Origin of the sequence: Bradyrhizobium sp. CB3481 (assembly GCF_029714305.1) — a bacterium.
In the GTDB taxonomy this organism is placed as follows: Bacteria; Pseudomonadota; Alphaproteobacteria; order Rhizobiales; family Xanthobacteraceae; genus Bradyrhizobium.
This window is the reverse complement of record NZ_CP121647.1, coordinates 1225503-1248180: the sequence shown is the minus strand read 5'-3', so window position 1 is coordinate 1248180 and position 22678 is coordinate 1225503. Positions and strand designations below refer to the sequence as shown.

At 63.5% G+C, this 22678-nt stretch carries 23 protein-coding genes; 11 read left to right on the top strand and 12 right to left on the bottom strand.

Translation table 11 applies throughout. The features are described from left to right. Positions 1–98 precede the first annotated feature (98 nt). On the top strand, positions 99–929 hold the full coding sequence (locus tag QA643_RS05945; protein ID WP_283032268.1) for a DUF2076 domain-containing protein: 831 nt from the start codon (positions 99–101) through the stop codon (positions 927–929). Between the two features lie 73 nt (positions 930–1002). Here QA643_RS05945 and QA643_RS05940 read toward each other — a convergent pair whose 3' ends face one another. Further along, entirely contained in the window at positions 1003–1794 is a 792-nt protein-coding gene (locus QA643_RS05940) for a L,D-transpeptidase (protein ID WP_283032267.1), read from the bottom strand. Between the two features lie 296 nt (positions 1795–2090). Between QA643_RS05940 and QA643_RS05935 the strand changes: the two genes are divergently transcribed. Continuing rightward, complete coding sequence (locus tag QA643_RS05935; RefSeq protein ID WP_283032266.1) at positions 2091–2861, top strand: protein phosphatase CheZ; 771 nt, start codon at positions 2091–2093, stop codon at positions 2859–2861. Between the two features lie 202 nt (positions 2862–3063). On the opposite strand, the gene QA643_RS05930 is transcribed toward QA643_RS05935, so the two are convergent. Next, positions 3064–3579, bottom strand: coding sequence for a hypothetical protein (locus QA643_RS05930; protein WP_283032265.1), 516 nt, complete (start codon positions 3577–3579; stop codon positions 3064–3066). Here QA643_RS05930 and QA643_RS05925 point away from each other — a divergent pair. The 7 genes from QA643_RS05925 to QA643_RS05895 all read left to right on the top strand — a co-directional run bounded on the left by QA643_RS05925 (position 3470) and on the right by QA643_RS05895 (position 8848). Beyond that, the gene (locus tag QA643_RS05925; protein ID WP_283035114.1) at positions 3470–3742 is read left to right on the top strand and encodes a hypothetical protein; all 273 of its coding nucleotides are present in this window, start codon (positions 3470–3472) and stop codon (positions 3740–3742) included. The two genes, QA643_RS05930 and QA643_RS05925, sit on opposite strands and share 110 nt — an antisense overlap. Before the next feature lie 175 nt (positions 3743–3917). Next, positions 3918–4214, top strand: coding sequence for a co-chaperone GroES (locus tag QA643_RS05920; protein WP_283032264.1), 297 nt, complete (start codon positions 3918–3920; stop codon positions 4212–4214). Between the two features lie 132 nt (positions 4215–4346). Then, positions 4347–5993 carry a chaperonin GroEL gene (groL, locus tag QA643_RS05915; protein ID WP_283032263.1) on the top strand — a complete coding sequence of 549 codons (1647 nt, stop codon included), beginning with the start codon at positions 4347–4349 and terminating at the stop codon, positions 5991–5993. Positions 5994–6131: 138 nt separating this feature from the next. Further along, positions 6132–6350 (top strand): hypothetical protein, encoded by a 219-nt coding sequence (locus QA643_RS05910; RefSeq protein ID WP_283032262.1) that lies wholly within the window; start codon positions 6132–6134, stop codon positions 6348–6350. Between the two features lie 34 nt (positions 6351–6384). Next, complete coding sequence (locus tag QA643_RS05905; RefSeq protein WP_283032261.1) at positions 6385–6753, top strand: hypothetical protein; 369 nt, start codon at positions 6385–6387, stop codon at positions 6751–6753. A gap of 128 nt (positions 6754–6881) precedes the next feature. Beyond that, on the top strand, positions 6882–8072 hold the full coding sequence (locus QA643_RS05900) for a hypothetical protein (protein ID WP_283034722.1): 1191 nt from the start codon (positions 6882–6884) through the stop codon (positions 8070–8072). Further along, positions 8063–8848 carry a hypothetical protein gene (locus tag QA643_RS05895; protein WP_283032260.1) on the top strand — a complete coding sequence of 262 codons (786 nt, stop codon included), beginning with the start codon at positions 8063–8065 and terminating at the stop codon, positions 8846–8848. The genes QA643_RS05900 and QA643_RS05895 overlap by 10 nt, the downstream gene beginning before the upstream one ends. A 6-nt stretch (positions 8849–8854) precedes the next feature. Here QA643_RS05895 and QA643_RS05890 read toward each other — a convergent pair whose 3' ends face one another. Both QA643_RS05890 and QA643_RS05885 read right to left on the bottom strand, forming a co-directional pair. Beyond that, positions 8855–9274: an META domain-containing protein gene (locus tag QA643_RS05890; protein ID WP_283032259.1), complete on the bottom strand. Its 420-nt coding sequence runs from the start codon at positions 9272–9274 to the stop codon at positions 8855–8857. Positions 9275–9466: 192 nt separating this feature from the next. Next, a complete protein-coding gene (locus tag QA643_RS05885; protein ID WP_283032258.1) occupies positions 9467–11131 on the bottom strand; it encodes an L-lactate permease in 1665 nt (554 codons plus the stop codon). Between the two features lie 296 nt (positions 11132–11427). On the opposite strand from QA643_RS05885, the gene QA643_RS05880 reads away from it, so the two are divergent. Continuing rightward, complete coding sequence (locus tag QA643_RS05880) at positions 11428–13173, top strand: ABC transporter ATP-binding protein/permease (RefSeq protein WP_283032257.1); 1746 nt, start codon at positions 11428–11430, stop codon at positions 13171–13173. Here the strand turns inward: QA643_RS05880 and QA643_RS05875 are convergent. From QA643_RS05875 to QA643_RS05850, 6 genes are all read right to left on the bottom strand, one after another. Then, positions 13112–13693 carry an HPP family protein gene (locus tag QA643_RS05875; RefSeq protein WP_283032256.1) on the bottom strand — a complete coding sequence of 194 codons (582 nt, stop codon included), beginning with the start codon at positions 13691–13693 and terminating at the stop codon, positions 13112–13114. The two genes, QA643_RS05880 and QA643_RS05875, sit on opposite strands and share 62 nt — an antisense overlap. A gap of 66 nt (positions 13694–13759) precedes the next feature. Next, positions 13760–14770 carry a TorF family putative porin gene (locus tag QA643_RS05870; RefSeq protein ID WP_283032255.1) on the bottom strand — a complete coding sequence of 337 codons (1011 nt, stop codon included), beginning with the start codon at positions 14768–14770 and terminating at the stop codon, positions 13760–13762. A 402-nt stretch (positions 14771–15172) separates the two neighbouring features. Beyond that, entirely contained in the window at positions 15173–15544 is a 372-nt protein-coding gene (locus tag QA643_RS05865) for a hypothetical protein (protein WP_283032254.1), read from the bottom strand. Positions 15545–15778: 234 nt separating this feature from the next. Continuing rightward, a complete protein-coding gene (gene glcF, locus QA643_RS05860; protein ID WP_283032253.1) occupies positions 15779–17101 on the bottom strand; it encodes a glycolate oxidase subunit GlcF in 1323 nt (440 codons plus the stop codon). Next, positions 17098–18336 (bottom strand): FAD-binding protein, encoded by a 1239-nt coding sequence (locus QA643_RS05855; protein ID WP_283032252.1) that lies wholly within the window; start codon positions 18334–18336, stop codon positions 17098–17100. The genes glcF and QA643_RS05855 overlap by 4 nt, the downstream gene beginning before the upstream one ends. A gap of 298 nt (positions 18337–18634) precedes the next feature. Then, positions 18635–20128 carry an FAD-linked oxidase C-terminal domain-containing protein gene (locus QA643_RS05850; RefSeq protein WP_283032251.1) on the bottom strand — a complete coding sequence of 498 codons (1494 nt, stop codon included), beginning with the start codon at positions 20126–20128 and terminating at the stop codon, positions 18635–18637. A gap of 238 nt (positions 20129–20366) precedes the next feature. Here QA643_RS05850 and cycA point away from each other — a divergent pair, with 238 nt between their 5' ends. Continuing rightward, positions 20367–20759, top strand: a complete 393-nt coding sequence (gene cycA, locus QA643_RS05845) for a cytochrome c-550 CycA (protein ID WP_283032250.1) — start codon at positions 20367–20369, stop codon at positions 20757–20759. Between the two features lie 202 nt (positions 20760–20961). Here cycA and QA643_RS05840 read toward each other — a convergent pair whose 3' ends face one another. Continuing rightward, positions 20962–21255: an antibiotic biosynthesis monooxygenase gene (locus QA643_RS05840; protein WP_283032249.1), complete on the bottom strand. Its 294-nt coding sequence runs from the start codon at positions 21253–21255 to the stop codon at positions 20962–20964. Positions 21256–21374: 119 nt separating this feature from the next. Next, on the bottom strand, positions 21375–22337 hold the full coding sequence (locus QA643_RS05835) for an alpha/beta hydrolase (protein ID WP_283032248.1): 963 nt from the start codon (positions 22335–22337) through the stop codon (positions 21375–21377). Positions 22338–22678 lie beyond the last annotated feature (341 nt).

Sequence of the window (22678 nt, the reverse complement as noted above, 5' to 3'; positions counted from 1 at the left end):
GTCGCATACCAAAATTTAATCCGGCCGCCCACTACTTGCGACATAAAGCCCGCCCTACATCTTGCCGGCGCGTCGACGACGACGCGAGGGAGAGGGCCATGACACCGCAAGAACGCCAACTGATTGACGATCTTTTCGACCGGCTCGCCAAGCTGGAAAGCGCCAAGCGCGATCCCGAGGCGATGTCGGCGATCATGCAGGGCCTGCGCAACGCGCCAAACGCGGTCTATGCGCTGGTGCAGACGACGCTGGTGCAGGACGAGGCGTTGAAGCGCGCCGATATGCGCATCCAGGAACTGGAAGCGGCGGCGGGCCAGCAAGGCCAGCAAACCCAACCTGGCGGCTTCCTCGATTCGATGCGCGACGCGATCTTCGGACAGAGCCAGGGGCAAGGTTCGCATGGCTCGGTGCCGAACGTTCGTGCGCCCGAGATGGGCAACCGGCCGACATGGAATAGTGGCCAGGTGCTGCAGCAGACGCAAGGCGGCGGACCGTACAATCAGCCGGCTTACGGCCAGCCCTATGGCGGCGCCCAGCAGCAGCCGTCGGCATTCGGCGGTGGCGGCTCGTTCCTCGGCACGGCGGCGGCGGCCGCGGCCGGCGTGGTCGGTGGCTCGCTGCTGGCCAGCAGCATCCGCTCGATGATGGGCGGCGGCAATCACCAGGCGTTCGGCGATACCGCCGGCCATAGCGGCGGCGTCGAAGACCGCAGGCCGTGGGGCGATCAGTCCGGCGGCGACCTCGCGCGCGATGCCGGCATCAACGACATCGGCTCGTCGAGCCGGCGCGCCGATAGCGGCGGCGACAATGATTACGGCTCTCGCCAGGGCTTCTTCGACCAGGCTTCGCATGACGATGACGACGATATGGATCACGATGGCGACGGCTTTGACGGCGACGATGGCGACAGCGGCAGCGATTACGCGTAAAGCCTGCGAGAGTTGAAAATCAAACGGCCGCCCCACTGGGCGGCCGTTTCATTTCAAATCACATCACCGTAGATCAAATCACCACCACCTTGGCGCCGACACCGACGCGGCCGTAGAGATCGATCACGTCCTCGTTGCGCATCCGGATGCAGCCGCTTGAGACGTTGGTGCCGATGGTCCAGGGCTCGTTGGAGCCGTGGATGCGATAGAGCGAGGAGCCGAGATACATCGCGCGCGCACCGAGCGGATTGTCTGGGCCGCCTTCCATGTACCGCGGCAGGTCGGGACGGCGCGCCAGCATTTCCGGCGGCGGTGTCCAGGCCGGCCATTCCTTCTTCGCCGAGATCGTCTTGACGCCCGACCAGGTGAAGCCGGGCCGGCCGACGCCGACGCCGTAGCGCAGCGCCTTGCCGTCGCCCTGCACCAGGAACAGGAACTTGTTCGGCGTATCGATCACGATGGTGCCCGGGCTCTCTTTGCCGTGATACTCGACCAGCTGCTTTTCATATTTCGGATCGAGCCGGTGCTGCGCCGGATCGAGCACCTGCTCCTCGCGCTGCATCGATTGCTGCGGATCCATCGGAGGCAGCAGCATGCGCCGCCCGCCATATTCCGGCATCTGCTGATAGACCTGCTCGCGCTGATAGCGCCCGCCCTGCGGCGCGTCGCCGAACAGGAATTCGATGAAGCCGCCGCCCATGTTGGAGCGCTCGGCGGCGGCCACGCGCACCGGCGGCGGCGCGGGCTGCCGCGCGTAGATCACGGTGGGCTCGGGTGATGATGAGGCGTCGATCGCCGCGGCCTCACCGGCAAAGCAAAGACAAGACGCGCTCGCCAGGAGCGCCAAAGAGATTTTTCCGGACATCGACGTACTCTGTACTGTTCGTCACTTGTGGGAACGCAGGCGGCGCGACAAACGCCGCTGCATGCGAACAATACAAATCAAAACCTAATCGGTTTGGTAAACGTAACAGGCGTTTCGATTCACCATCCCGGCAATGGCGCGCGAATTTGCCCGGTAGCGTTTATTTTGCGTGAACGCACGGCCCTCATGGTTAATCGATGGTATTCGTGCGCCGATATGCAAGTTTCGCGCGTGAACCTCACGTTAAATCGCCTTGGTCTACAACACCTTCGAACTGGAAGGGGCGGGAAAATCTCATGTCGGTCAATCGCAAACGTTTTCGTATCGAATCCATTTTGGGCGACGCGCCAATTGTCATGCATGAAGAAGGCGGCGAGATCGGCCCGATGCACAAAGAGATCATGGCCGAGCTGCGCGCGATCCGCGCCCAGATGGCAAGCTTCGGCCATGCCGGCGCCCCCACCAGCGTACAGTCGGAAATCGCACGCGAGACCGCCGATGCGCATGCGCTGCTTGAAACCTATCGCGCCCAGATCGAGCAGTGCGAGAAGCTGAAGGTCGAGCTCGACCTGATCCACGACGCGATCAACCGCACCAAGCGCGAAATCGCCACCCTGCACGGCAAGAGCTTTGACGGCCAGGAAATGGCCAAGGTCAACGGCGAACTCGGCGCCGTCGTCGGCGGCACTGAACAGGCCACCCAGCAGATTCTGGAAGCTACCGAAGCGATCGACCAGGCGGCGACCGCGCTCTCCAAGAACATCTCGCCCGACCAGCAGAAGCTGCTCTCAGAAGAAATCCAGGAACGCGTCGTCTCGATCTTCGAGGCCTGCAACTTCCAGGACCTCACCGGTCAGCGCATCAGCAAGGTGATGACCACGATGAAGTTCATCGAGCAGCACATCTACACCATGATGGACATCTGGGGCGGCGTCGACGCGATCAAGGCCCATGCCATTCCGGTCGTCGACACCCGCGAGGGCGATGCCAAGCTGCTCAACGGTCCGAAGCTCGATGGCGACATCGGTCACGCCTCGCAGGACGACATCGACGCCATGTTCAATTGATCGGCTGGTTAACGCAGCCCAAACAAAACGCGGGCAGCGATGCCGGCGTTTTTTGTTTCTGACCCCTTCCCCGCTATCATCGTCCGCGAAGGCGAAGGCGGACGATCCAGTATTGCAGAGACGTCAGCGATTCATCTGAGGGGCCGCAGCGTACTGAATGCCCGCCTTCGCGGGCATGACAAACACCCGTGTCGCGCCAGCCTCACGCCCGCGGGGCGCAGCGGACATAGACCATGTTGCCGTAGCGGACCGCGGCATCCTTGTCGATGAAGCGGGTGATCAGCACGCGGCCATCGAACGAGATGATCTCGCGGTCCTGTTCCCCCCCGGCGGGACCGGCCGGGCCGATATAGTTCTTGCCGCCCGGTGAGCCCTTGAGGCGCAGCTCCTGCGGGGTGGCCTGGTCGGCCAGATGCATGACGACACCGCCGGAGGTGCCGGCGCCGATCACATAGGGCTGCTTGCACTGGCCGCGCGCCGCCGCCTCGGTGCGGGCGCGATCGTTCGGATTCTGGAACGAGGCAAGACCCCACCGGCCGACGATCTCGTCGGCGCGGATAGTCGCCGGCATTTCGGGCGCGACGCCGGGCTCGGCCTCGGGCGCCGGATTGGACGACAGCGAAGGCAAGCTCATGCTGCCGCATGCTGCGAGCAAGACCGTCAGCGCCGACGCGGCCGCCAGATTGGCAACCGTACGCGCATTACGTGAGCTGATCATCGCATTCCCCCGACAATTCCTTGGCCGCTCCCGTCAAGCAGCCAACCGTAAAAAGCCTGCCGGAGCAATGACGTCGGTCGAATTACGCCGCTGCACCGATTTGGTTTCCGTGGGAGCATCCTATACCGGCCTCAAGAAGGCCTTAACCCCCTTGTTTGCTTGACAGGATCAGCGCCAAGCCATATTTCCCGGCCCCACGTTTAGCACTCAACCGCGAAGATTGCTAAGGGCGCGCTGTCCCGCCCGGGGGCGGCTTCGAATACCCGGCATATCCGCCATTTTCAATGGCGCAGACCTGAAACCGAGCCTTTCCCAGAGGAACTTCAAGAGGAGACGTCATGGCCAAAACCAAATTCCGCCCGCTGCATGATCGTGTCGTGGTCAAGCGCATCGATGCCGAAGAGAAGACCAAGGGTGGCATCATCATTCCCGACACCGCCAAGGAAAAGCCGTCGCAGGGCGAAGTGACCGCCGTCGGCCCGGGCGGCCGTGACGAAACCGGCAAGCTGATCCCGATCGACGTCAAGGTCGGCGACCGTGTGCTGTTCGGCAAGTGGTCGGGCACCGAGGTCAAGCTCGACGGCGAGGAACTCCTGATCATGAAGGAGTCCGACATCATGGGCGTGCTGACGTAACACGCGCTCCCCCTCACCCTGAGGAGACAGCGAAGCTGCCGTCTCGAAGGGCCCTTCGTTCCACAACTCATCCTTCGAGACGCGGCAAAACGGCCGCTCCTCAGGATGAGGACCATTCCAGGAGCAAATTCAATGGCTGCCAAAGACGTTAAATTTTCCGGCGACGCCCGCGACCGCATGCTGCGCGGCGTCGACGTTCTCGCCAACGCGGTGAAGGTGACGCTCGGTCCCAAGGGCCGCAACGTCGTGATCGAGAAGAGTTTTGGCGCACCCCGCATCACCAAGGACGGCGTCACCGTCGCCAAGGAGATCGAGCTCGAGGACAAGTTCGAGAACATGGGCGCGCAGATGCTGCGCGAAGTCGCCTCCAAGACCAACGACACCGCCGGCGACGGTACCACCACCGCAACCGTGCTGGCGCAGGCCATCGTGCGCGAAGGCGGCAAGGCGGTCGCGGCCGGCATGAACCCGATGGACCTCAAGCGCGGCATCGACATCGCGGTGCACGCCGTGGTCAAGGATCTCGAGAAGCGCGCCAAGCCGGTCGCCGCCTCGTCCGAGGTTGCCCAGGTCGGCACCATCTCGGCCAATGGCGACACCGCGATCGGCAAGATGATCGCCCAGGCGATGCAGAAGGTCGGCAATGAAGGCGTGATCACCGTCGAGGAGAACAAGTCGCTCGAGACCGAGGTCGACATCGTCGAGGGCATGAAGTTCGACCGCGGCTATCTGTCGCCCTACTTCATTACGAATGCCGAGAAGATGACCGCCGAGCTGGAAGACGTCTTCGTGCTGCTGCACGAGAAGAAACTGTCCGGCCTGCAGGCGATGCTGCCGGTGCTGGAAGCCGTGGTGCAGTCCGGCCGTCCGCTCTTGATCATCGCCGAGGACGTCGAGGGCGAGGCGCTGGCGACGCTGGTAGTCAACCGCCTGCGCGGCGGCTTGAAGGTCGCCGCCGTCAAGGCGCCGGGCTTCGGCGACCGCCGCAAGGCCATGCTGGAAGACATCGCGATCCTGACCGGCGGTCAGCTGATCTCCGAGGAACTCGGCATGAAGCTCGAAAGCGTCACCATCAACATGCTGGGGCGCGCAGGCAAGGTCGTGATCGACAAGGAGAACACGACCATCGTCAAGGGCGCCGGCAAGAAGAAGGACATCGAGGCCCGCGTCACCCAGATCAAGGCGCAGATCGAGGAGACCACCTCGGATTACGACCGCGAGAAGCTGCAGGAGCGGCTGGCCAAGCTCGCCGGCGGCGTTGCGGTGATCAAGGTCGGCGGCGCGACCGAGGTCGAGGTCAAGGAGAAAAAGGACCGCGTCGAGGACGCCCTCAACGCGACCCGCGCGGCCGTGCAGGAAGGCATCGTGCCGGGCGGCGGCGTGGCGCTGCTGCGCGCTAAGAAGGCCGTCGGCCGCATCAACAACGACAATTCCGACGTCCAGGCCGGTATCAACATCGTGCTGAAGGCGCTGGAAGCTCCGGTGCGCCAGATCTCGGAAAACGCCGGCGTCGAAGGCTCGCTCGTGGTCGGCAAGATCCTCGAGAACAAGTCGGAGACTTTCGGCTTCGATGCCCAGACCGAGCAATATGTCGACATGGTCGAGAAGGGTATCATCGACCCCGCCAAGGTGGTGCGCACCGCCCTGCAGGACGCCTCCTCCGTGGCCGGCCTCTTGGTGACCACCGAAGCCATGGTCGCCGAACTGCCGAAGGAGCCGGCCCCGGCGATGCCCGGCGGTGGCGGCGGCATGGGTGGAATGGGCGGCATGGGCTTCTGAGCCTATTCTGCCTACAATTATTTCCAGCGGGAGGCCCGCCACCGAGGTGGCGGGCCTTTCCATTGGTGCCGATATTTTGCCGTCCTACTTCACGCCTCCCGGCAAGCAGCCTATATTTGAGGAAACCGGAGTTTTCCGATGGCCGATGCAAACGCGCCCGTAAAGATTTCCGCCGATCTTCCCAAAGAGCTGTTCGACGCGCTGGTCGAACTAGCGAACAAGCGCGGCGTCTCGGCGAATACCGTCTTGCAGGAGGCGATCGCTCGCGAAAAGTATTTTTCCGACAAGGAAGCCAGCGGCGCATCGATCCTGATCGAAGAAAAGAACAAGACCTTCAAGAAGGTCCTTCGCGGATAACCACCTCATAACGCGGCTTTTGGGGGAAATGCCGATGCCGGTCGAGCAAGATCTCACCACGATAGGCGTTACAACTACAGCGGGCGGCGGCGCCATACCTGCCACCGCTGGTCAAATCGTGGAGAAACCCTACGATCCGACGGCCGATCGGGAAACCATTCGTGGCACTATCGCGCTGGCACTGGTCTGGGCTTTGGTTGGGGTCATCGGGGCCGTGGTCTTGACGGGTCTCGTCACGATGTACGCCTGTCACGGTGGCGGCGCCTGCAATGTGGAAACTATGGACCTGAAATCGATCCGGGCCGTGATTGAACTTGTCCTCACGCCGCTGATTGGCCTCGTTGGAGCGGTCACGGGCTTCTATTTTGGCGAAAAATCGGCATCCAGTAAGCCCGGTGGCTGACCCATCCGGCATGCGCTAATAATCCGGTCGCGATTCTTCCTGGCATCTGGACGGTGGCCTAAGCTATCTCCAAATCCTGTATCGACGACGAGGCCGCCCGCATGCGATTTTTCCTTGGTGCCGCGCTGATGCTGCTGCCGACTGCCGCTTTGACGGTGATCCCTGCGGCTCCCGCCCTCGCCCAAATGAAACTGCCCTCCAAGACAGCACCCGGCGCTGCGGAGACGCGCTATTTCACCGCAATCGACGGCCTGATGGACGGCAATGCCGACGTCGTGCTGAAGGAAACCCGCCAGGGCAAAACCGTCACCGCGGCGACCCTCGACGTCTGCTATCCCGCCGCCAAGGGTTCCGACCGCAAGGACCGTTTTGTCGCCAATCTCGCCGTGAATGGCCAGACCCTCACAGGCACGACGCAGAGCGTCGGTGACAAGCAGCCGGTGACCATCAAGCTGACGCGCAAGCCGACCGGCGACACCTTCGAATTCCGCGGCCAGATCTCGATCGGCCAGGCCGTCACTGAAGTCACCTCGACGGATAATTCCGATCTCAGCGAGAAGGAATTCCTCGAGAACCAGACCAGCGATGACGGCATTACGCCATCGCCGAAGGATTTTACCGAGGTCTCGCCGGAAGCGATCGGCGTGCGGGTCAAGCTCGACGCGGCGCTCGAGTTCCTGAAAAGCCTGAAGGGTGAGGCCGTTGAGGTCGGGCTCTCCAGCCTGTCGATCTCCTGCGATGCGCTGCGCGCCGGCGAGCAGACCATCAACCTCACGGCCGATCCGGAGCGGGCCGCCGCGCTGATCGCCAAAACCAAATCGATGCCGGGCGTGGTCGCGGCGGGATGGACCAGCGGCGCCATCGAGATGGACCGCACCATCCGCTTTGCCGCGAATGAATGGCGCGACGGCGAAAAGATCAACAAGGACAAGATCGCATCCGCAATCTCGGGCGTCCTCGCCAAAACGCTGTCCGCGAAGCCGGCGGAGGCCAGCTGGAACGCCAATACCGGAAAAGCAAAACTGACCTTCAAGCGGCCGAGCCCGATCTATCCGCCGCTCGCGCTCACCGAAACGCTCGAGATCACGGCGCTGGTCTCGCCGGACAAGCCCGGCGCTACCGATCGCCTGATGCTGTGGATCTCGAGCCCGGTGATCACGACTGCCGACGAAGGCACCGGTGCAAAACTGCATGTGTCGGAAGACTCGACCGGCGACGAGGAAGGTGGCGAGCCGAAGGATGACAATGGCGCGCTCGATGCGCTGGCTAAGGAATTCAAGGGCCAGCGCTGGGACGCCGACAGGAGTGTGTGGAAGTAGCGCGGCAGAATTACCGCACGTCACGCAATTACCGTGCGCTCGCCTCGAAAATTAAGATTCGATTCAGCTTAGAGGAACATCATTGGCTAACCAAAATTTGGATTAGGCCGATGTACGAGCGTGAGCCGAGTACCGTTGAAAGCATCTTGTCGGGGAATGTGTCCAGCGCGCTGGGGCCGGCGGCCCTGCGGAATTTCCTGAACTCCGGTCGAGACGATGTCCTGGTCGTGCGCGAGTCCTCGCATGCCCGCACGCGGAACATGCTGCTGGTCGCTGTCGCGCTTGCGGCCAGCTTTGGACTGGGATGGACAGGTGGCCTGAGTTGGCCCCAATTCGCCGGTGAATTCGACCTCGAAACGGTTGCGCAGAACGAAGCGCCCTCGCCGCGTATGGCCGAAGCACGCCCGAGCAAGATCGAAGCCGCTCGGAAGACGACATCGGCGACGGACTCGCCCGCCATTGTCGGCAGCATTCCCAAGCCGTCTCTGCCGCGCCCATCTGCGAGCGCAGTTTCCCAGGCCAATGTGATTCCTTCGGCGACGATTGCGATGCGGCAACCGGCGTTGGCCGCGCCGCCCGAAACCAGGCCGACGACCATTCCCGGCTGGACCGTCGTCGATGTGCGCGACGGCACCGCCGTTCTCGAAGGCCCCGAAGGTATCAAGATGGCCGCACGTGGCGATGCCATTCCCGGGCTCGGGCGGATCGAATCCATCGTGCGCTGGGGCAATCGCTGGATTGTCGCCACCGCCAACGGACTGATTGCGACGCAGTAGTCGTACCTAGTTCGTGTTGATGCGAAACCGCAGCGTCTTCGCGCCGATGAACGACACGAAATCGCCCTGCCGCTTCCAGGTAGCGGCAGCGCTTAGCGCCGCGATCAGCTCGTCATCCTGCTGAGCCTTATCCGGCGGACAGGTCCGGTTTTCCATCGCACCCATGACGAAGATCACGGTGTTGCCGGCCACCGAGAACTGGCCCTTGCCGCCCTTGCACCAGAGCTCGAGCGCCACCTCGCCGGCATCGCCGATTTCCAGATTGGGAATCCGCTTCGAGCCCGGCTGGCGGTTTGCATCGAGCTGCATTTCGCTTCCGAACGGAAAGCCGTCGTCCTCGGCCAATGCCGGGCTGAACGGCAAGGCGGCTGCGATCAGCAACAGCGAAGCGGCGCCTGCGCGGGCCGTATGTAGCAACGAAATCATGCATCCTCTCGAAAAGACCAGACCTACCGCGCCGCGCGCCGTTCTATTGGACAATGACGGGATTGGCTAGGGCGTCGCTGCATCGATGGGGATCGCCGCGCGCTTTGGACGTGGGGCGATGCGCCAAGCATGCTGCAAGATGTGGGCACGCTATCGCTTTGCCTATCCTACCGCTGTGTTGAGCAAGCCGCGCTATTTCAAGACCAGCATCGTGAACGGATAGACGTATGCCTGCAGCGTCACCAGCACGCCGACGAGGCAGGCCAGCACGATGGAATGCAGGAAGACGTAGCGCAGGATCGAGCCCTCGTGGCCGTACCAGTTGGTGGCGGTCGAAGCGACCACGATCGATTGCGCGTCGATCATCTTGCCCATGACGCCGCCGGAGGAGTTGGCCGCAGCCATCAGAACCGGCGACAGGCCAAGCTGCTCGGAGGTGATCTTCTGCAAGTTGCCGAACAACACGTTTGAAGCGGTATCCGATCCGGTCAAGGCAACGCCGAGCCAGCCGAGCAGCGTGCCGAAGAAGGGATAGAGCACGCCGGTCGCCGCGAAGGCGAGGCCGAGCGTGGCGTCGACGCCGGAGAGCCGCGTCAGCGTGCCGATCGCCAGCATCGCCGAGATCGTGATCAGCGAGATCGCGCACAGCCTGATGGTGCGGCCGTATTCGGCGACCATCTTGACCGGCGAAAAGCCCATCAAGAGGCCGGAGATGATGGCGGCGAGCAGCATGCCGGTTCCGGTGAAGGACAGATAGGTGAAGTCGAACAGCGCCGCTTCCGGCGTCGGCTTGGCGGCCACCGGCGGCACCTTGTTGATCATGTTGTGCAGCTCGGGCACCTGATATTTCCAGGCGAAGTTGGCATTTGCCCAGCCCTTGAACGCGCCGGTGCCCCAGATCAGCATCACGACGCAGACGATGATCCACGGCAGAAGCGCGCTCCAGAGCTGCGGCTGGCTGAGCTTGGTCGTATCCAGCGGCTTGGCGGGCGCCATGGTGGCAGCCGATTCATCTTTGCCGCGCAACGCCGGCGACAGCCAGAGCTCGCGCGGCTGCCACATTTTAAGAAACAGGATCAGGCAGCCCATCGATATCAGCGACGCGCCGATATCGACGATCCACGGGTTGATGAAGTTCGAGATCACGAATTGCGGGACGGCAAAGGAGACGCCGGTGACGAGAATGGCGGGCCAGATCGTGATCATGCCGCGCCAGCCGGCAAAGGCCCAGATCAGCCAGAACGGCACGATCAGCGAAAAGAACGGCAATTGCCTGCCGACCATGGCGCCGAGCACGTAGGGATCGAGGCCGGTGACCGTTGCCAGGCCCTGGATCGGCGTGCCGAGCGCGCCATAGGCGACAGGCGCGGTGTTGGCGATCAGCGACAGGCCGGAAGCCGCGAGCGGCGAGAAGCCGAGCCCGATCAAAATTGCGCCCGTGATCGCCACCGGCGTGCCGAAACCGGACGCGCCTTCGAAGAAGGCGCCGAAGGCAAACGCGATCAGGAGCAGTTGCAGCCGGCGGTCGGTGGTGACGCCGCCGATCGCGCGCTGCAACAGCTCGAAGCGACCGGTCTCGACCGTGATGCGATAGAGGAAGATGACATTGAGCACGATCCAGCCGATCGGAAAGAAGCCGACCACGACGCCGAGCAGCGAGGCGCGGATCGACATGCCCCAGGGCATGGTGAAGATGCCGATGGTGATAATGTTGGCGACAAGAAGCGCGATGATGGCGGCGAGATGGGCCTTGACCCTGCCGCTCGCGATCAGCACCAGCAACGTGACGACAGGCAAAGCGGCGGCGATGGTCGACAGCGCGGCGTTGCCGAGCGGATTGTAGTGCTGGTCCCACATTTGCGGTTCTCCCACATTTGTTTTTGGCGCACCGGACACGTGGAAGGCCGGGCGCAGGCTTGAGCGAATTGCGGGAGCGGCCTTGCAAGGCGAGCCCAGGCTGCATTAATGCCAGCCAACGCTCACAACCTCGCGAAGTTCGATTGGCCCCGTCCCTCGTCATCGCAGCCATGCTAGGGTCTCACCGGTAGCTGCGACAAGCTGCCGCAGGCCGCCCCTGCCATAACCTTCGTCGCAGGCCTTAATTCCTCAATCTATTCAGGGCCTTGAGCCCGATTTTCCGGAGACGGTGATCTGTGAACAACATTCGCCCGACGCTCGCCACGGTATGGCGCATCGCCGCCCCCTACTTCCGCTCCGAGGACAAATGGGCTGGTCGCGGCCTGCTGGTGGCGGTCATCGCCATCGAACTCTTCGTCGTCTATCTGAACGTGCTGCAGAACCAATGGAATCTGCGCTTCTACAACGCGCTCCAGGACTACAATTGGGACAGCTTCGTCTACGAGATCCTCTACTTCACCGTTCTGGCCACGGTGTACACGGTGGTCGTGGTCTATCAGCTTTACCTCAATCAATGGCTGCAGATCCGCTGGCGGCGCTGGATGACCGCGCAGTATCTCGGCGACTGGCTGCATCAGGCCAACCACTACCGGATGCAGCTTCAGGGCGATGCCGCCGACAACCCCGACCAGCGTATGACCGATGACGTCAAGCTGTTCGTCGATCGCACGCTCAACATCGGCCTCGGACTGTTGAACTCGATCGTCACGCTGGCGTCCTTCATCGCCATCCTGTGGGGCCTGTCGAACGCCGCGCCGCTACATCTGTTCGGCCAGGAATATGACATTCCCGGCTATCTCGTCTGGGGCGCGCTGATCTATTCGGTGCTCGGCACCATCCTGACCCATCTGATCGGCTGGCCGCTGGTCGGAATCGATTTCAAGCAGCAGCAATATGAAGCGGATTTTCGCTTCAACCTGGTGCGCGTGCGGGAGAACTCCGAACAGATCGCGCTGTTGCACGGCGAGCAGGCCGAGCGCGAGCGCCTCCTGGTCCGCTTCGGACGCGTGGTGGAGAACTGGCTCGCCATCATGAGCCGGACCAAGAAGATCACCGCGTTCACCCAGAGCTACTCGCAGGCGGCGGTGATCTTTCCCTACATCCTCGTGGCGCCGGCCTACTTCGCCAAGAAGATCCAGCTCGGCGGCATGATGCAGACCGCGTCGGCATTCGCCCAGGTCCAGGGCGCGCTGTCGTTCTTCATCAGCGCTTATCGTCAACTGGCGGAGTGGCAGGCCGTGGTGAACCGCCTCGATGGCTTCGAGAACGGGATCGTGACGGCGCGCAAGCTCGCCAGCCGCAGCGAACGCATCCGCGTCGTCGAGGCCGGCGACGGCGCCATTGACCTCAAGGAGCTGGCGCTGCGCCTGCCGAACGGCACGCCGCTGGTGAATGCGGACGCCTTCCGCTTCCGCAAGCGCGAGCGCACGCTGATGACGGGACCCTCGGGCTCCGGCAAATCGACGCTGTTCCGGGCTATCGCCGGCATCTGGCCGTTCGGCGCCGGGTCGGTCACCGTACCGGCCGGGGCGTCCTTGATGATGCTGCCGCAGCGGCCTTATTTCCCGGTCGGCTCGCTGCAGGGGGCGATCGAATATCCCGCCAGCGAAGGCGCGTTTACCGCCAAACAGATCGCCGACACGCTGCGGGCGGTCGGACTGCCCAAGCTCGCGATGCAGATCAGCGAGCACGGGCACTGGAATCGAACGCTGTCGCTCGGCGAGCAGCAGCGCCTCGGCATCGCGCGGGCGCTGCTACATGCGCCGCAATATCTGTTCCTCGATGAAGCCACCGCTTCGCTCGATGAACCTTCGGAGAAGGCGCTGTACCGTCTGATCCAGGAGAGGCTGCCTGAAACCACCCTCATATCGATCGGCCATCGCTCGACACTCGACGCCTTCCACCAGCGCAACGTCGCACTCACGGGTGACGGCGATCGTTTCGTGCTGCAGGACGCCGGCGAGGTGGCCGAGACGCCGTAGCGGCGTAGCCGTTCAAAGCCAGCGCTGCGGCCAGCGCTGGCGGCGTACGGTGCGATGCCAGAAGTAGGAGAACGCCGTCAGCAGCAGCGCGCCGGCCAGCACCGGCGCGAGCAGGAATGTCCAGGGCAGATTGCCCGACCAGCAGCGGATTGATGCCGGCCGGCGGGTGAAAGGTGCCGGTCACATACATCGCCAAAATGGCAAGGCCGACGGCGGCCGCCGCCGCCCAGGCGTATGGCCCCGTCAGCTTCAGCACGGCAAGCCCGACCAGCGCCGACAACACATGCCCGCCGATCAGCGCCCGCGGCTGCGCCGGCTCCACGTTCGGCGATCCGATCACCAGCACGATGGAGGTCGCGAACGGAATCACCGCCAGCGGGTAATGCGCGACCGACGAGAACAATTCCATGACGCCGATGGCGATCGCGCCGCCGAGACCGGCGACCGCGCCCGCCATGGCGCTGCGGTGGTCGTTGCGGGAGACCGCATTGCGTAAGGCGCGCCGCCAGTCCTGTTTCATCGGTATCATCCAAAAGAAAAGGGCGGCAGATCGCTCTGCCGCCCCCTTCCCTTCGACAGGAAGATCTTACTTCAGGTTGGTCATCGCGGTCAGGTCGGCCGACAGCTTGACGATGCCGGCGGCGCCGCACCAGTTCGAACCGACGCCCGACGGATTGATCGGGGTCACGAAGCTGCCGAGGTTCGTTCCGTTGATGTTGCCGCGCGCCGCGAAGTCGCTGGTGAAGGCGTTGCAGTCACCCTTCGACAGGTTGGTGTCGGAGTAACGGAAGTCCAGCGTGAACACCTTGTAGGTGAAGCCGATGCCGATGTTCCAGGTGTTGTAGTCGGCATAGTTGATGCCGTTCGGGAACGCCGGGACGCCATAGAACGAGCTCGAGGTGCCCAGCCACTGGCGGCCGAACTCGCCCGACACGTACATGCCGATGCCGGTGGCGCCGAACCAGGCGCTCGGTGCGATCGCCTTGCCGACGATCGAGGCGTAGGTGCCTTCGGCGCCGCTGTTGAGGAAGCTCGGCGTGTAATAGACGTTGCCGCCCAGCGAGAAGTTGTCGTTGAAGGTGTAGTTCACCTTGCCATAGACCTCGAAGAAGCTGAGGTCCTTCTTGATGACGTTGCCGTTGAGCAGGGCGTTGATCTGGCACTCGTTGCTGAGCGGCACGCCCGCGGTGTCAGTCGCTGCACCGTAATGGCAGGTGCCGCCCGGATACAGATAGCCCCAGGCGCCGATGTCGAACGCCCACGAGCCGAGTGTGTAGCGGGCGCCGCCGTAGGCGTCGACTTCAGCTGCGGCGCGGTTCGGGAAGGAGATGCTGGCCGCACCGAGGCCGACATAGAGCTGGAAGTCCTTGGTGACGTTGAAACGCGGCTCGAAATAGGCGTTCACCGAAGGCTTGTGGTTGGACTGGGTGATGCCGCGGAAGATGTAGTCGTTGGTGATCCCGGCGCCGAAGGCGATATCCCAGGGATCGAAGGCCGGCGGCGGCGGGGCCTTGACGGCCTTCACGCGCAAATCCGCCGCGAGAGCCGAGCCCGATACCATTGCCAGCGCCGTTGCTAACAAAGCCAGTTTCTTCATGATGGTCCCCATCTACCCTTCTTGAACAGTCCCGTCCCGGGCGCCCCCCAGGGCACGCGACAATCGACTGCGGCCAAATGTCTTATCGTGGTCACACACTGGGCTGCGGCGTCATGGTCGTGAAGCAAAAAAGTCAAGCACGTGCCGCCTTTTTAGGCGTTTGGCTTGTTTCACGAAATGTTGTGGGTGTGTGTTGCATTCCGACAACAATTCCAGGGGTTCCAGTCCTCGAGACTCCCGTCCGGCCTGTGCAAATCGCAGCGCGGGCGACACATCGGCCGGCCAGGTTTTGCGAATCAATTCCCCCGTGAAACTGCGGGCTTGGGCCGCTTTGGGCCGCAACGAAAAAGGCCGCAGCGATAGACGCTGCGGCCTCGTCGAAAAGGTTGGCGGCGGGCGGCCCTACGTGTGGTCGCTGCCGTTGGACGAACCAGCCGACCAGGAAGGATTGGACGGCTCGGGAGAAGCCCAGCTCGGCGCAGCCGCAGCTTCGGCTTCCGGCTCGGACGCCGCGGCCGGCTCCATCGCGGGAGCAGGCTTGGCAGCGGCCTTGCGCTTCTTCGCCGCGCTCTTCTTGGCGGCTTTCTTCGGCGCGGCCTTTGATTTCTTGGCAGCCTTCTTCGCAACCTTCTTGGCGGATTTCTTCGCGCCCTTCTTCGCAGCCTTCTTGGCCGATTTTTTCGCAGCCTTCTTCGCCGACTTCTTCGCCGCTACGGCCTTCTTGGCCTTCTTGGCCTTTTTAGCCTTCTTGGCCTTCTTACTCTTCTTCGCCATCTGGTCCTCCTGTTGACGCTGTCCATGTCTGTCGAGCGCTTCGCGTAGTCTCTCCTGGAGAGTCCTGGGCCGGACCGGGGCGACACTTCTTCGAAGTGCCCTCCCGCTCCATCCCGTATCCAGACACGATCTTCAGGCAAACACTTTCGCGTCTATCCCGGCGAAGAGCCGGCATCCGACCGGCGCCCCCGGTGCAGAGCAGACTCTTCCAGATCATGCCCTTAGGCCGATCGATCAATTCAATCCTGTTAACGATCCAGGCTTTGGACCTCCCGTCGCCCAATCGAGAAGCTCAATCGTGTGCACCACAGGAACTGACGTACCGCCGGCAATCTGAACCATGCATCCAATATTGCCCGCAGCGATCATGTCCGGTTTGACTGTCGCAATATTGGCGACCTTTCGATCGCGCAATCTGCTCGCAATGTCAGGCTGGAGAATGTTGTAGGTCCCCGCCGAACCGCAACACAAATGGCTCTCAGGCACATCTTTCACCACGAATCCATTCTTGGAAAGCAATTCTTTCGGAAGCCCTGTGATTTTCTGCCCATGTTGCAGCGAACATGCCGAGTGATAGGCGATTGTGACGTCGCCTTTTTGCGTCGTTGGCGCGAGTTCAATGCCGCCGAGAAATTCCGTGATATCCTTTGCCAGCGCGGAGATTTGCGCTGCAGGGCTAGCGAAATCGCGATCCTCGCGCAGCATGAAACCATAGTCCTTGATGACGGTGCCGCAGCCCGATGCCGTGATCAGGATGGCGTCGAGGCCCCCTTGTTCCAGCTCTTTTTTCCACACCGTGACGTTGGCGCGCGCCCGCGCCAGCGCGTCGGCATCCTGCCCGAGATGATGGGTGAGCGCGCCGCAGCATTGCTCGTCCTTGACCAGCACCACCTCGATGCCGTGGCGCGTCAAAAGGCTGATGGCGGCCTGGTTGATGCGCGGCGCCAGCACCTGCTGGGCGCAGCCCTGCAGCAGCGCGACCCGCCCGCGCCGCTCGCCCTCAGCCGGAAACACGCTGCCGCCCGCCGGCCCCGGCGCGGGAAGGCTTTTCGGCGCCAGCGCCAGCATCGCCTTGATTCGCCTGAGCAGGGTGGGCGTCGCCGTATTCGGCGCCGGCAGCAGGGCGGCAAACGGGCGGGCGAACCGCGCCATGATCATGCTGGTGCGAAACAGCTTTGGCCGCGGCAGCACCAGCGCCAGCACCGCGCGCAGCGCCCGCTCGAGAAGCGGCCGTGAATAGTCGCGCTCGATGCGGACCCGCGCCTGATCGACCAAGTGCATGTAGTGCACGCCCGAGGGACAGGTGGTCATGCAGGCCAGGCAGGAGAGGCAGCGGTCGATATGCTTGACCACCTCCGCCGTCGGCGGCTTGTCCTTTTCCAGCATCTCCTTGATCAGGTAGATCCGCCCGCGCGGGCTATCGAGCTCGTCGCCGAGCAGCACATAGGTCGGACAGGTCGCGGTGCAGAACCCGCAATGCACGCAGGCGCGCAGGATCTTGTCGGCCACCGCGATATCGGGATCGGCGAGCTGGGCGAGGGAGAATTCGGTTTTCATGGTGCTGCCATCCGCGCCATCCGGCCGCGGTTGAGGATGATCTTGGGATCGAAGCTGTTGCGCACGCGCTCGCTCAGGGCGGCAATGCCGGGAGCCTGCGGATGGAAGACTTCGACCTTCCGTCTGACTTCGTCGGGCGCCCGGATCAGGGCGGCATGGCCGCCCGCGGCTGCGACCCGCGCGCGGACCAACGCGGCTTGCGCATCCGGCTTCGGCGGCAGCGCAGCCCAGATCAGGCCGCCGCCCCAATCGTAGATCACGTCGCCTTCGGATTCGCTCGCCAGAGCCTTGCCGAGCGCGCCGCCGGAAGCCGGCGGACAGACGATCCGCCATACCGGCCACAGCCCGCGGGCGCCGCTGGCGGCGAACGGCTCGGCGTCGCGGATTTCGGCCCAGATCGCCGCCGAGGCGCCGTCCTGCAGCATCTCCACCGCGCCGAACGCCGCGAGCGCCTTGCCGAGCGAGCCGGCGCGGTCGGCTACCGAAGCGGCGATACCTTCCAGCCGCAGCAGGGTCACCGCCCGCCCCGCAGCCCCGAGGCGCGCCAGCGCGCCGGCTGCGGAACCGAACACCTGATACGGGACATGCGCGGCGCCGGATACGTCATAGGGCGAGCCGAGCGCCGCGGTCATCGCCAGGTTGGCCGCGAGATCGTCGAGCCCGGCAAGCACCAGCGTGCGCTCGCTCTCCGGTTTCGGCATCACTTTCAGCGTGACCTCGGTCATGACTGCGAGCGTGCCCCATGAGCCCGTCAGGAGCTTGCAGAGATCATAGCCGGTGACATTCTTCACCACCTTGCCGCCGGTCTTGAAGCTGTCGCCGAAGCCGGACACCGCCTCCGCGCCGAGCAGGTGGTCGCGCGCCCCACCGGCCCTGATACGGCGCGGGCCGGCGAGCCCGGCCCCGATCATGCCGCCGATGGTGCCGTTGCCGGATACGCCCAGCAGCACCGACGTATCCATCGGCTCGAAGGCGAATTGCTGGTTCTTGGAATCGATCAGCGACTGCACGTCGGCAAGCGGCGCACCTGATTGAACCGTGATGATCAATTCGTTCGGCTCGTAGGAGGTGACCGCATTCAGATCAGAGGCATCGAGCACGGCATTGGTTGCCATCGGCTGACCGATCAGGCGTTTGGTGCCATGGCCGATGATCTCAAGCGGCTGCTCGCTCGCGATCGCCGCGCGCACCACGTCTTCGACGTCCTTGGCGTCGCGTACTTTCAGGGTGTCCACGGCGCACCTGAATTGGATACGCAGAAACGCGGTCTTCGCATCACGCCTGTCAGCGCCCGGGGCTTACCCCTCTCCCCAACCCTCCCCCGCAAGGGGGGAGGGAGCCCATCCGCCTGTGCGTCCCTGACGAGTTGTCGTTCTCCTGGTTCTTCGCAGCGCGCTGAAGCTGTGAAGCGAAGTGAGGTGAGGACGCTCTTCAGGCTCCCTCCCCCCTTGCGGGGGAGGGTTGGGGAGAGGGGTGAGCGGCTCGGGTGGTGCCCGTGAGAGTCCCCTGCTCGTCTGGCTTCGAACATCATCACTAAAACCTCGGCAAATCAGGGAACGCCAGCTTGCCGGCATGGACGTGCATGCGGCCGAGTTCGGCGCAGCGGTGCAGGGTCGGAAACACCTTGCCGGGATTGAGCAGGCCATGCGCATCGAAGGCGCATTTCAGGCGCTGCTGCTGGTTGAGGTCGATTTCCGAGAACATCTCCGGCATCAGGTCGCGCTTCTCGATGCCGACGCCATGCTCGCCAGTCAGCACGCCGCCGAACTCGACGCAGGCGCGCAGGATGTCGGCGCCGAAGGCTTCGGCGCGTTCGATCTCGCCGGGCTTGTTGGCGTCGTAGAGAATCAGCGGGTGCAGATTGCCGTCGCCGGCATGAAACACGTTGGCGACGCGCAGATCGTATTTGACCGAGAGGTCGCGGATGCGCGCCAGCGCCTTCGGCAATGCGCCGCGCGGGATGGTGCCGTCCATGCAGAGATAGTCGGGCGAGATCCGCCCGACTGCCGGGAACGCCGCCTTGCGGCCGGCCCAGAACAGATTGCGCTCGGCCTCCGATGTCGAGATCTGGAGCGTCACCGAACCGCAGCCCTTGGCGATCGCCTCGACGCGCTTGATCAGCTCGTCGACTTCGATCTGGGGGCCATCGAGCTCGATGATCAGGAGCGCCTCGACCTCGAGCGGATAGCCGGCATGAACAAAAGCTTCGGCGGCGTGAATCGCCGGCTTGTCCATCATCTCCATGCCGCCCGGAATGATGCCGGCGCCGATAATGCGCGCGACGCATTCGCCGGCGGCCTCGACCTCGGCGAAGCCGACCATCAGCGCGCGCGCCGTCTCCGGCTTCTGCAGGATGCGCACCGTGATCTCGGTGATGACGCCGAGCAGTCCTTCCGATCCGGTGATGATGCCCATCAGGTCGTAGCCGGAATTCTCCGCCGCCTTGCCGCCAATCCGCAAAATTTCGCCGGACATCAGCACGATCTCGCAACCGAGCACGTTGTTGGTGGTCATGCCGTATTTCAGGCAGTGCACGCCGCCGGAATTTTCAGCGACATTGCCGCCGATCGAGCAGGCGATCTGTGAGGATGGATCGGGCGCGTAGTAGAAGCCGGCATGCGCCACCGCCTGGCTGATGGCGAGGTTGGTGACGCCGGGCTCGGTCACCACGACGCGGTTGTCGAAATCAATCTCGCGGATGCGCTTGAACTTGCCGAGGCCGAGCAGCACGCCGTCGGCGATCGGCAGCGCGCCGCCGGACAGCGAGGTGCCGGAGCCGCGCGGCACCACCTTGATGCCGTGCTCATGACAGTATTTCAGAACCCGCGAGACCTGCTCGGTGGTGTCGGGCAGCACAACGACCATCGGAGGTTGCCGGTAGGCGGTGAGACCATCAGATTCGTAGACCTGCATTTCGGCCGGCGTATCGATGACGCCCTCGCCCGGCACGATTGCGCGCAGGGCGGCCACGATCTCGCCGCGGCGGCCGAGAACCGCCTGATCGGCGGCCGGCATCATGATGGCCATGCGTGTCCCTCCAAGCCTTGCCTACACGGCGCGCTTTATCGATTTATCACGATAAATCAAGCACGTCTGACCCGGTTTGGGTAGGCTACCAACGTCCGATGCGCATCACGGCGAGTTCGCTCTGGGGCAAGTCCGCAGCAACGAAACCTGTCAATGTTTCGTGGCTTGTCCAGATGAAGCGGCCCGTGCCACAAGCAGTGGTCCCGATAAACCTCAGGGAAGAGACAAAGAGCATCCTATGAAGAAATTGACTTTGACTGCGCTGGTTGCCCTCACCTCGATGACCGCAGCATCCGCCGCAATGGCGCAGGACGCCGCCGCCGGCAAGACCTCGTTCAACAAGTGCCTGGCTTGCCACGCGATCGGCGAAGGCGCCAAGAACAAGGTAGGCCCCGTGCTGAACGGCCTCGATGGCCGCAAGTCCGGCAGCGTCGAGGGCTATTCCTACTCGGACGCCAACAAGAATTCCGGCATCACCTGGGGCAAGGACGTGTTCCTCGAATACATCAAGGACCCGAAGGCGAAGATTCCCGGCACCAAGATGGTGTTCGCCGGCATCAAGAACGAGAAGGAAGCCAACGACCTCTGGGCGTACGTCTCCTCGTTCGACAAGGACGGCAAGCAGAAGTAAGGGGCTGCGGAGACGCGCCGCTGCTTAATCCTCCCCTGGAGGGGGAGGATCGGTTCGCATGAAATGCGAACCGAGGTGGGGTGACGGTCCCTCCACAGCCGACAGTACCCGAGTGGAAAGATCACCCCGCCCCGTCTCACATTCCGCTGCGCTCCATGTGAGCCGACCCTCCCCCTCCAGGGGAGGGTGAACCCCCGCCACATCACGCCAGTGTATGCACGATCACCGGGCCGGCGGTTGCGGTCGCCGGTCCCGTCAATAGCGGCGCGAGATCGTGCTCGATCCATGCCAGTGCGCGCCGGTTGGATTCCTCGGCGGCGGCAAAATTGTTGAACAGGCTGATTGCGATCACGGTGTCGTCGGGCGCGTAGACCACGTAATAGCCCATGAAGCCTTCGACCCCGCTGATGACTGGTATGGCGCCTTCCTTGATCCTGCGTGTGAGTTCTTCGGCCTTGCCGGCCTTGGCCTTGCCCTGACGAATGGCGGCATACATGGCGCTCTCCCTTGGGTCGGCTGCCCGATATAGCAACTGCCTGGCTTCATCCCTCGCGGGGCGAGCAGCGGAAATCCCGCGCACGGCGATCGTATCGCATCCCAAGCGGATGCGCCGCCTTAATGTGCCGCCGCAGCCTCGACGCTCGGCAGCGCTGCGACCATCGCCTCGACTTCGGCGATGACGAGGTCGGGAACCGCCTGCTGGATCATGTGGCCGACGCCGGGCAGCACGATCAGCTTCACGTTCGGCGCGGCCGCCGCAAAGGGACGTGAATGCCGGTCGGTCGACACCGTCTTGTCGGCCTCGCCGGTGATGATGGTGACCGGCGCCTTGATCTCTCCATAGCGCGGCGACTGCCCGGCAACCGCGTCCTTCAGCGTCACCAGATCGCGCGCGTTGGCGATGAATTCGCGCGGCCGCAGCAACAGCGGCGTTGCGGTATTCCTGACAAAACCGTCCGGCATGGTCTGCGGCAGGAAGACGCCGCGGCTGCCGGAATCCACCAGCAACAGGCCGAGCGGCAGCGTGATCGTGTAGGCGAAGAGCGGACCAATGACCGGCGTTGCGATCAGACGGTTGTAGCGGCCGACACCGCCAGGCCACGGATAGGCGACCGGCGCCAGCATCACGAGACCGGCGACGGCCTGCGGGTAATCCAGCGCGATCCGCGCGCCTAAGGCGCCGGACCAGGAATGCACCACAAAAATCGCGCTGGTAACGCCGATTTTGGCCAGCGCCTCCTCGACCATCCGGGCCTGGATCTCGGGCGTGGAATCCTCAAGGCGGGCGCGGGTGCTCCAGCCGTGCCCGGGACGGTCGATCAGAATCACGCGGTGCTTTCGGCTGAGCAGTTCCCCGACCGGCTGCCGCATGACTTCGAGATTGGAACTTGCGCCGTGCAGCATCACGACCGGCGGACCAGCGGCATCGCGCGGGCCGATATCCAGGATGTGGAGGGCGCCACCGGCCACCTCGATCATCCTGCCCTGCGCCGGGTGAGCCCGCTCGGCCAGAAAAACGCCGACTTGCGTGACCAGCGCCAGCACCGCCAGCGCCGCCACCACAATCACCACCACCATCGAGGATTTCCGGCTGATTTTTCGCACCAGCGAGCTACGGCGCCGACGGGTGCAGGTTTCATGGCTTGTCCGGTCGTGTCTCGGTTTGGAATTTCGTCACCTTTTTCCGATACGGTCTGCGCACAGTCAGGTTCCTGGCGGTGCCCGCGTAGATCTCTACAAGTCCAGACGGCACGAGGACGTCGCGCCAAGCGGTCTCATGATTGCGGCGAAATTGTAGAAAACAAAATCCAAAGCAAAGGCATGGCTGCGTTTCTCAAACTTGTTTGAGAACTTGTTCATGCATCACGCGAAGCGCCGCGTTGACATCGGCGAAGTCTCATCGGTCGCTCGGAGGTTGT

What these genes read in the sequence shown, in the direction of transcription:
- QA643_RS05930 (WP_283032265.1), bottom strand. Translation starts at nt 3,579, where the DNA reads ATGATCAGCTCACGTAATGCGCGTACGGTTGCCAATCTGGCGGCCGCG.
- QA643_RS05890 (WP_283032259.1), bottom strand. Translation starts at nt 9,274, where the DNA reads ATGATTTCGTTGCTACATACGGCCCGCGCAGGCGCCGCTTCGCTGTTG.
- groL (WP_283032263.1), top strand. Translation starts at nt 4,347, where the DNA reads ATGGCTGCCAAAGACGTTAAATTTTCCGGCGACGCCCGCGACCGCATG.
- QA643_RS05940 (WP_283032267.1), bottom strand. Translation starts at nt 1,794, where the DNA reads ATGTCCGGAAAAATCTCTTTGGCGCTCCTGGCGAGCGCGTCTTGTCTT.
- QA643_RS05885 (WP_283032258.1), bottom strand. Translation starts at nt 11,131, where the DNA reads ATGTGGGACCAGCACTACAATCCGCTCGGCAACGCCGCGCTGTCGACC.
- QA643_RS05840 (WP_283032249.1), bottom strand. Translation starts at nt 21,255, where the DNA reads ATGTATGCCGCCATTCGTCAGGGCAAGGCCAAGGCCGGCAAGGCCGAA.
- QA643_RS05935 (WP_283032266.1), top strand. Translation starts at nt 2,091, where the DNA reads ATGTCGGTCAATCGCAAACGTTTTCGTATCGAATCCATTTTGGGCGAC.
- QA643_RS05875 (WP_283032256.1), bottom strand. Translation starts at nt 13,693, where the DNA reads ATGAAACAGGACTGGCGGCGCGCCTTACGCAATGCGGTCTCCCGCAAC.
- QA643_RS05920 (WP_283032264.1), top strand. Translation starts at nt 3,918, where the DNA reads ATGGCCAAAACCAAATTCCGCCCGCTGCATGATCGTGTCGTGGTCAAG.
- QA643_RS05900 (WP_283034722.1), top strand. Translation starts at nt 6,882, where the DNA reads ATGCTGCTGCCGACTGCCGCTTTGACGGTGATCCCTGCGGCTCCCGCC.
- QA643_RS05850 (WP_283032251.1), bottom strand. Translation starts at nt 20,128, where the DNA reads ATGGCCATCATGATGCCGGCCGCCGATCAGGCGGTTCTCGGCCGCCGC.
- QA643_RS05945 (WP_283032268.1), top strand. Translation starts at nt 99, where the DNA reads ATGACACCGCAAGAACGCCAACTGATTGACGATCTTTTCGACCGGCTC.
- QA643_RS05835 (WP_283032248.1), bottom strand. Translation starts at nt 22,337, where the DNA reads ATGGTGGTGGTGATTGTGGTGGCGGCGCTGGCGGTGCTGGCGCTGGTC.
- QA643_RS05905 (WP_283032261.1), top strand. Translation starts at nt 6,385, where the DNA reads ATGCCGGTCGAGCAAGATCTCACCACGATAGGCGTTACAACTACAGCG.
- QA643_RS05865 (WP_283032254.1), bottom strand. Translation starts at nt 15,544, where the DNA reads ATGGCGAAGAAGAGTAAGAAGGCCAAGAAGGCTAAAAAGGCCAAGAAG.
- glcF (WP_283032253.1), bottom strand. Translation starts at nt 17,101, where the DNA reads ATGAAAACCGAATTCTCCCTCGCCCAGCTCGCCGATCCCGATATCGCG.
- QA643_RS05910 (WP_283032262.1), top strand. Translation starts at nt 6,132, where the DNA reads ATGGCCGATGCAAACGCGCCCGTAAAGATTTCCGCCGATCTTCCCAAA.
- QA643_RS05870 (WP_283032255.1), bottom strand. Translation starts at nt 14,770, where the DNA reads ATGAAGAAACTGGCTTTGTTAGCAACGGCGCTGGCAATGGTATCGGGC.
- cycA (WP_283032250.1), top strand. Translation starts at nt 20,367, where the DNA reads ATGAAGAAATTGACTTTGACTGCGCTGGTTGCCCTCACCTCGATGACC.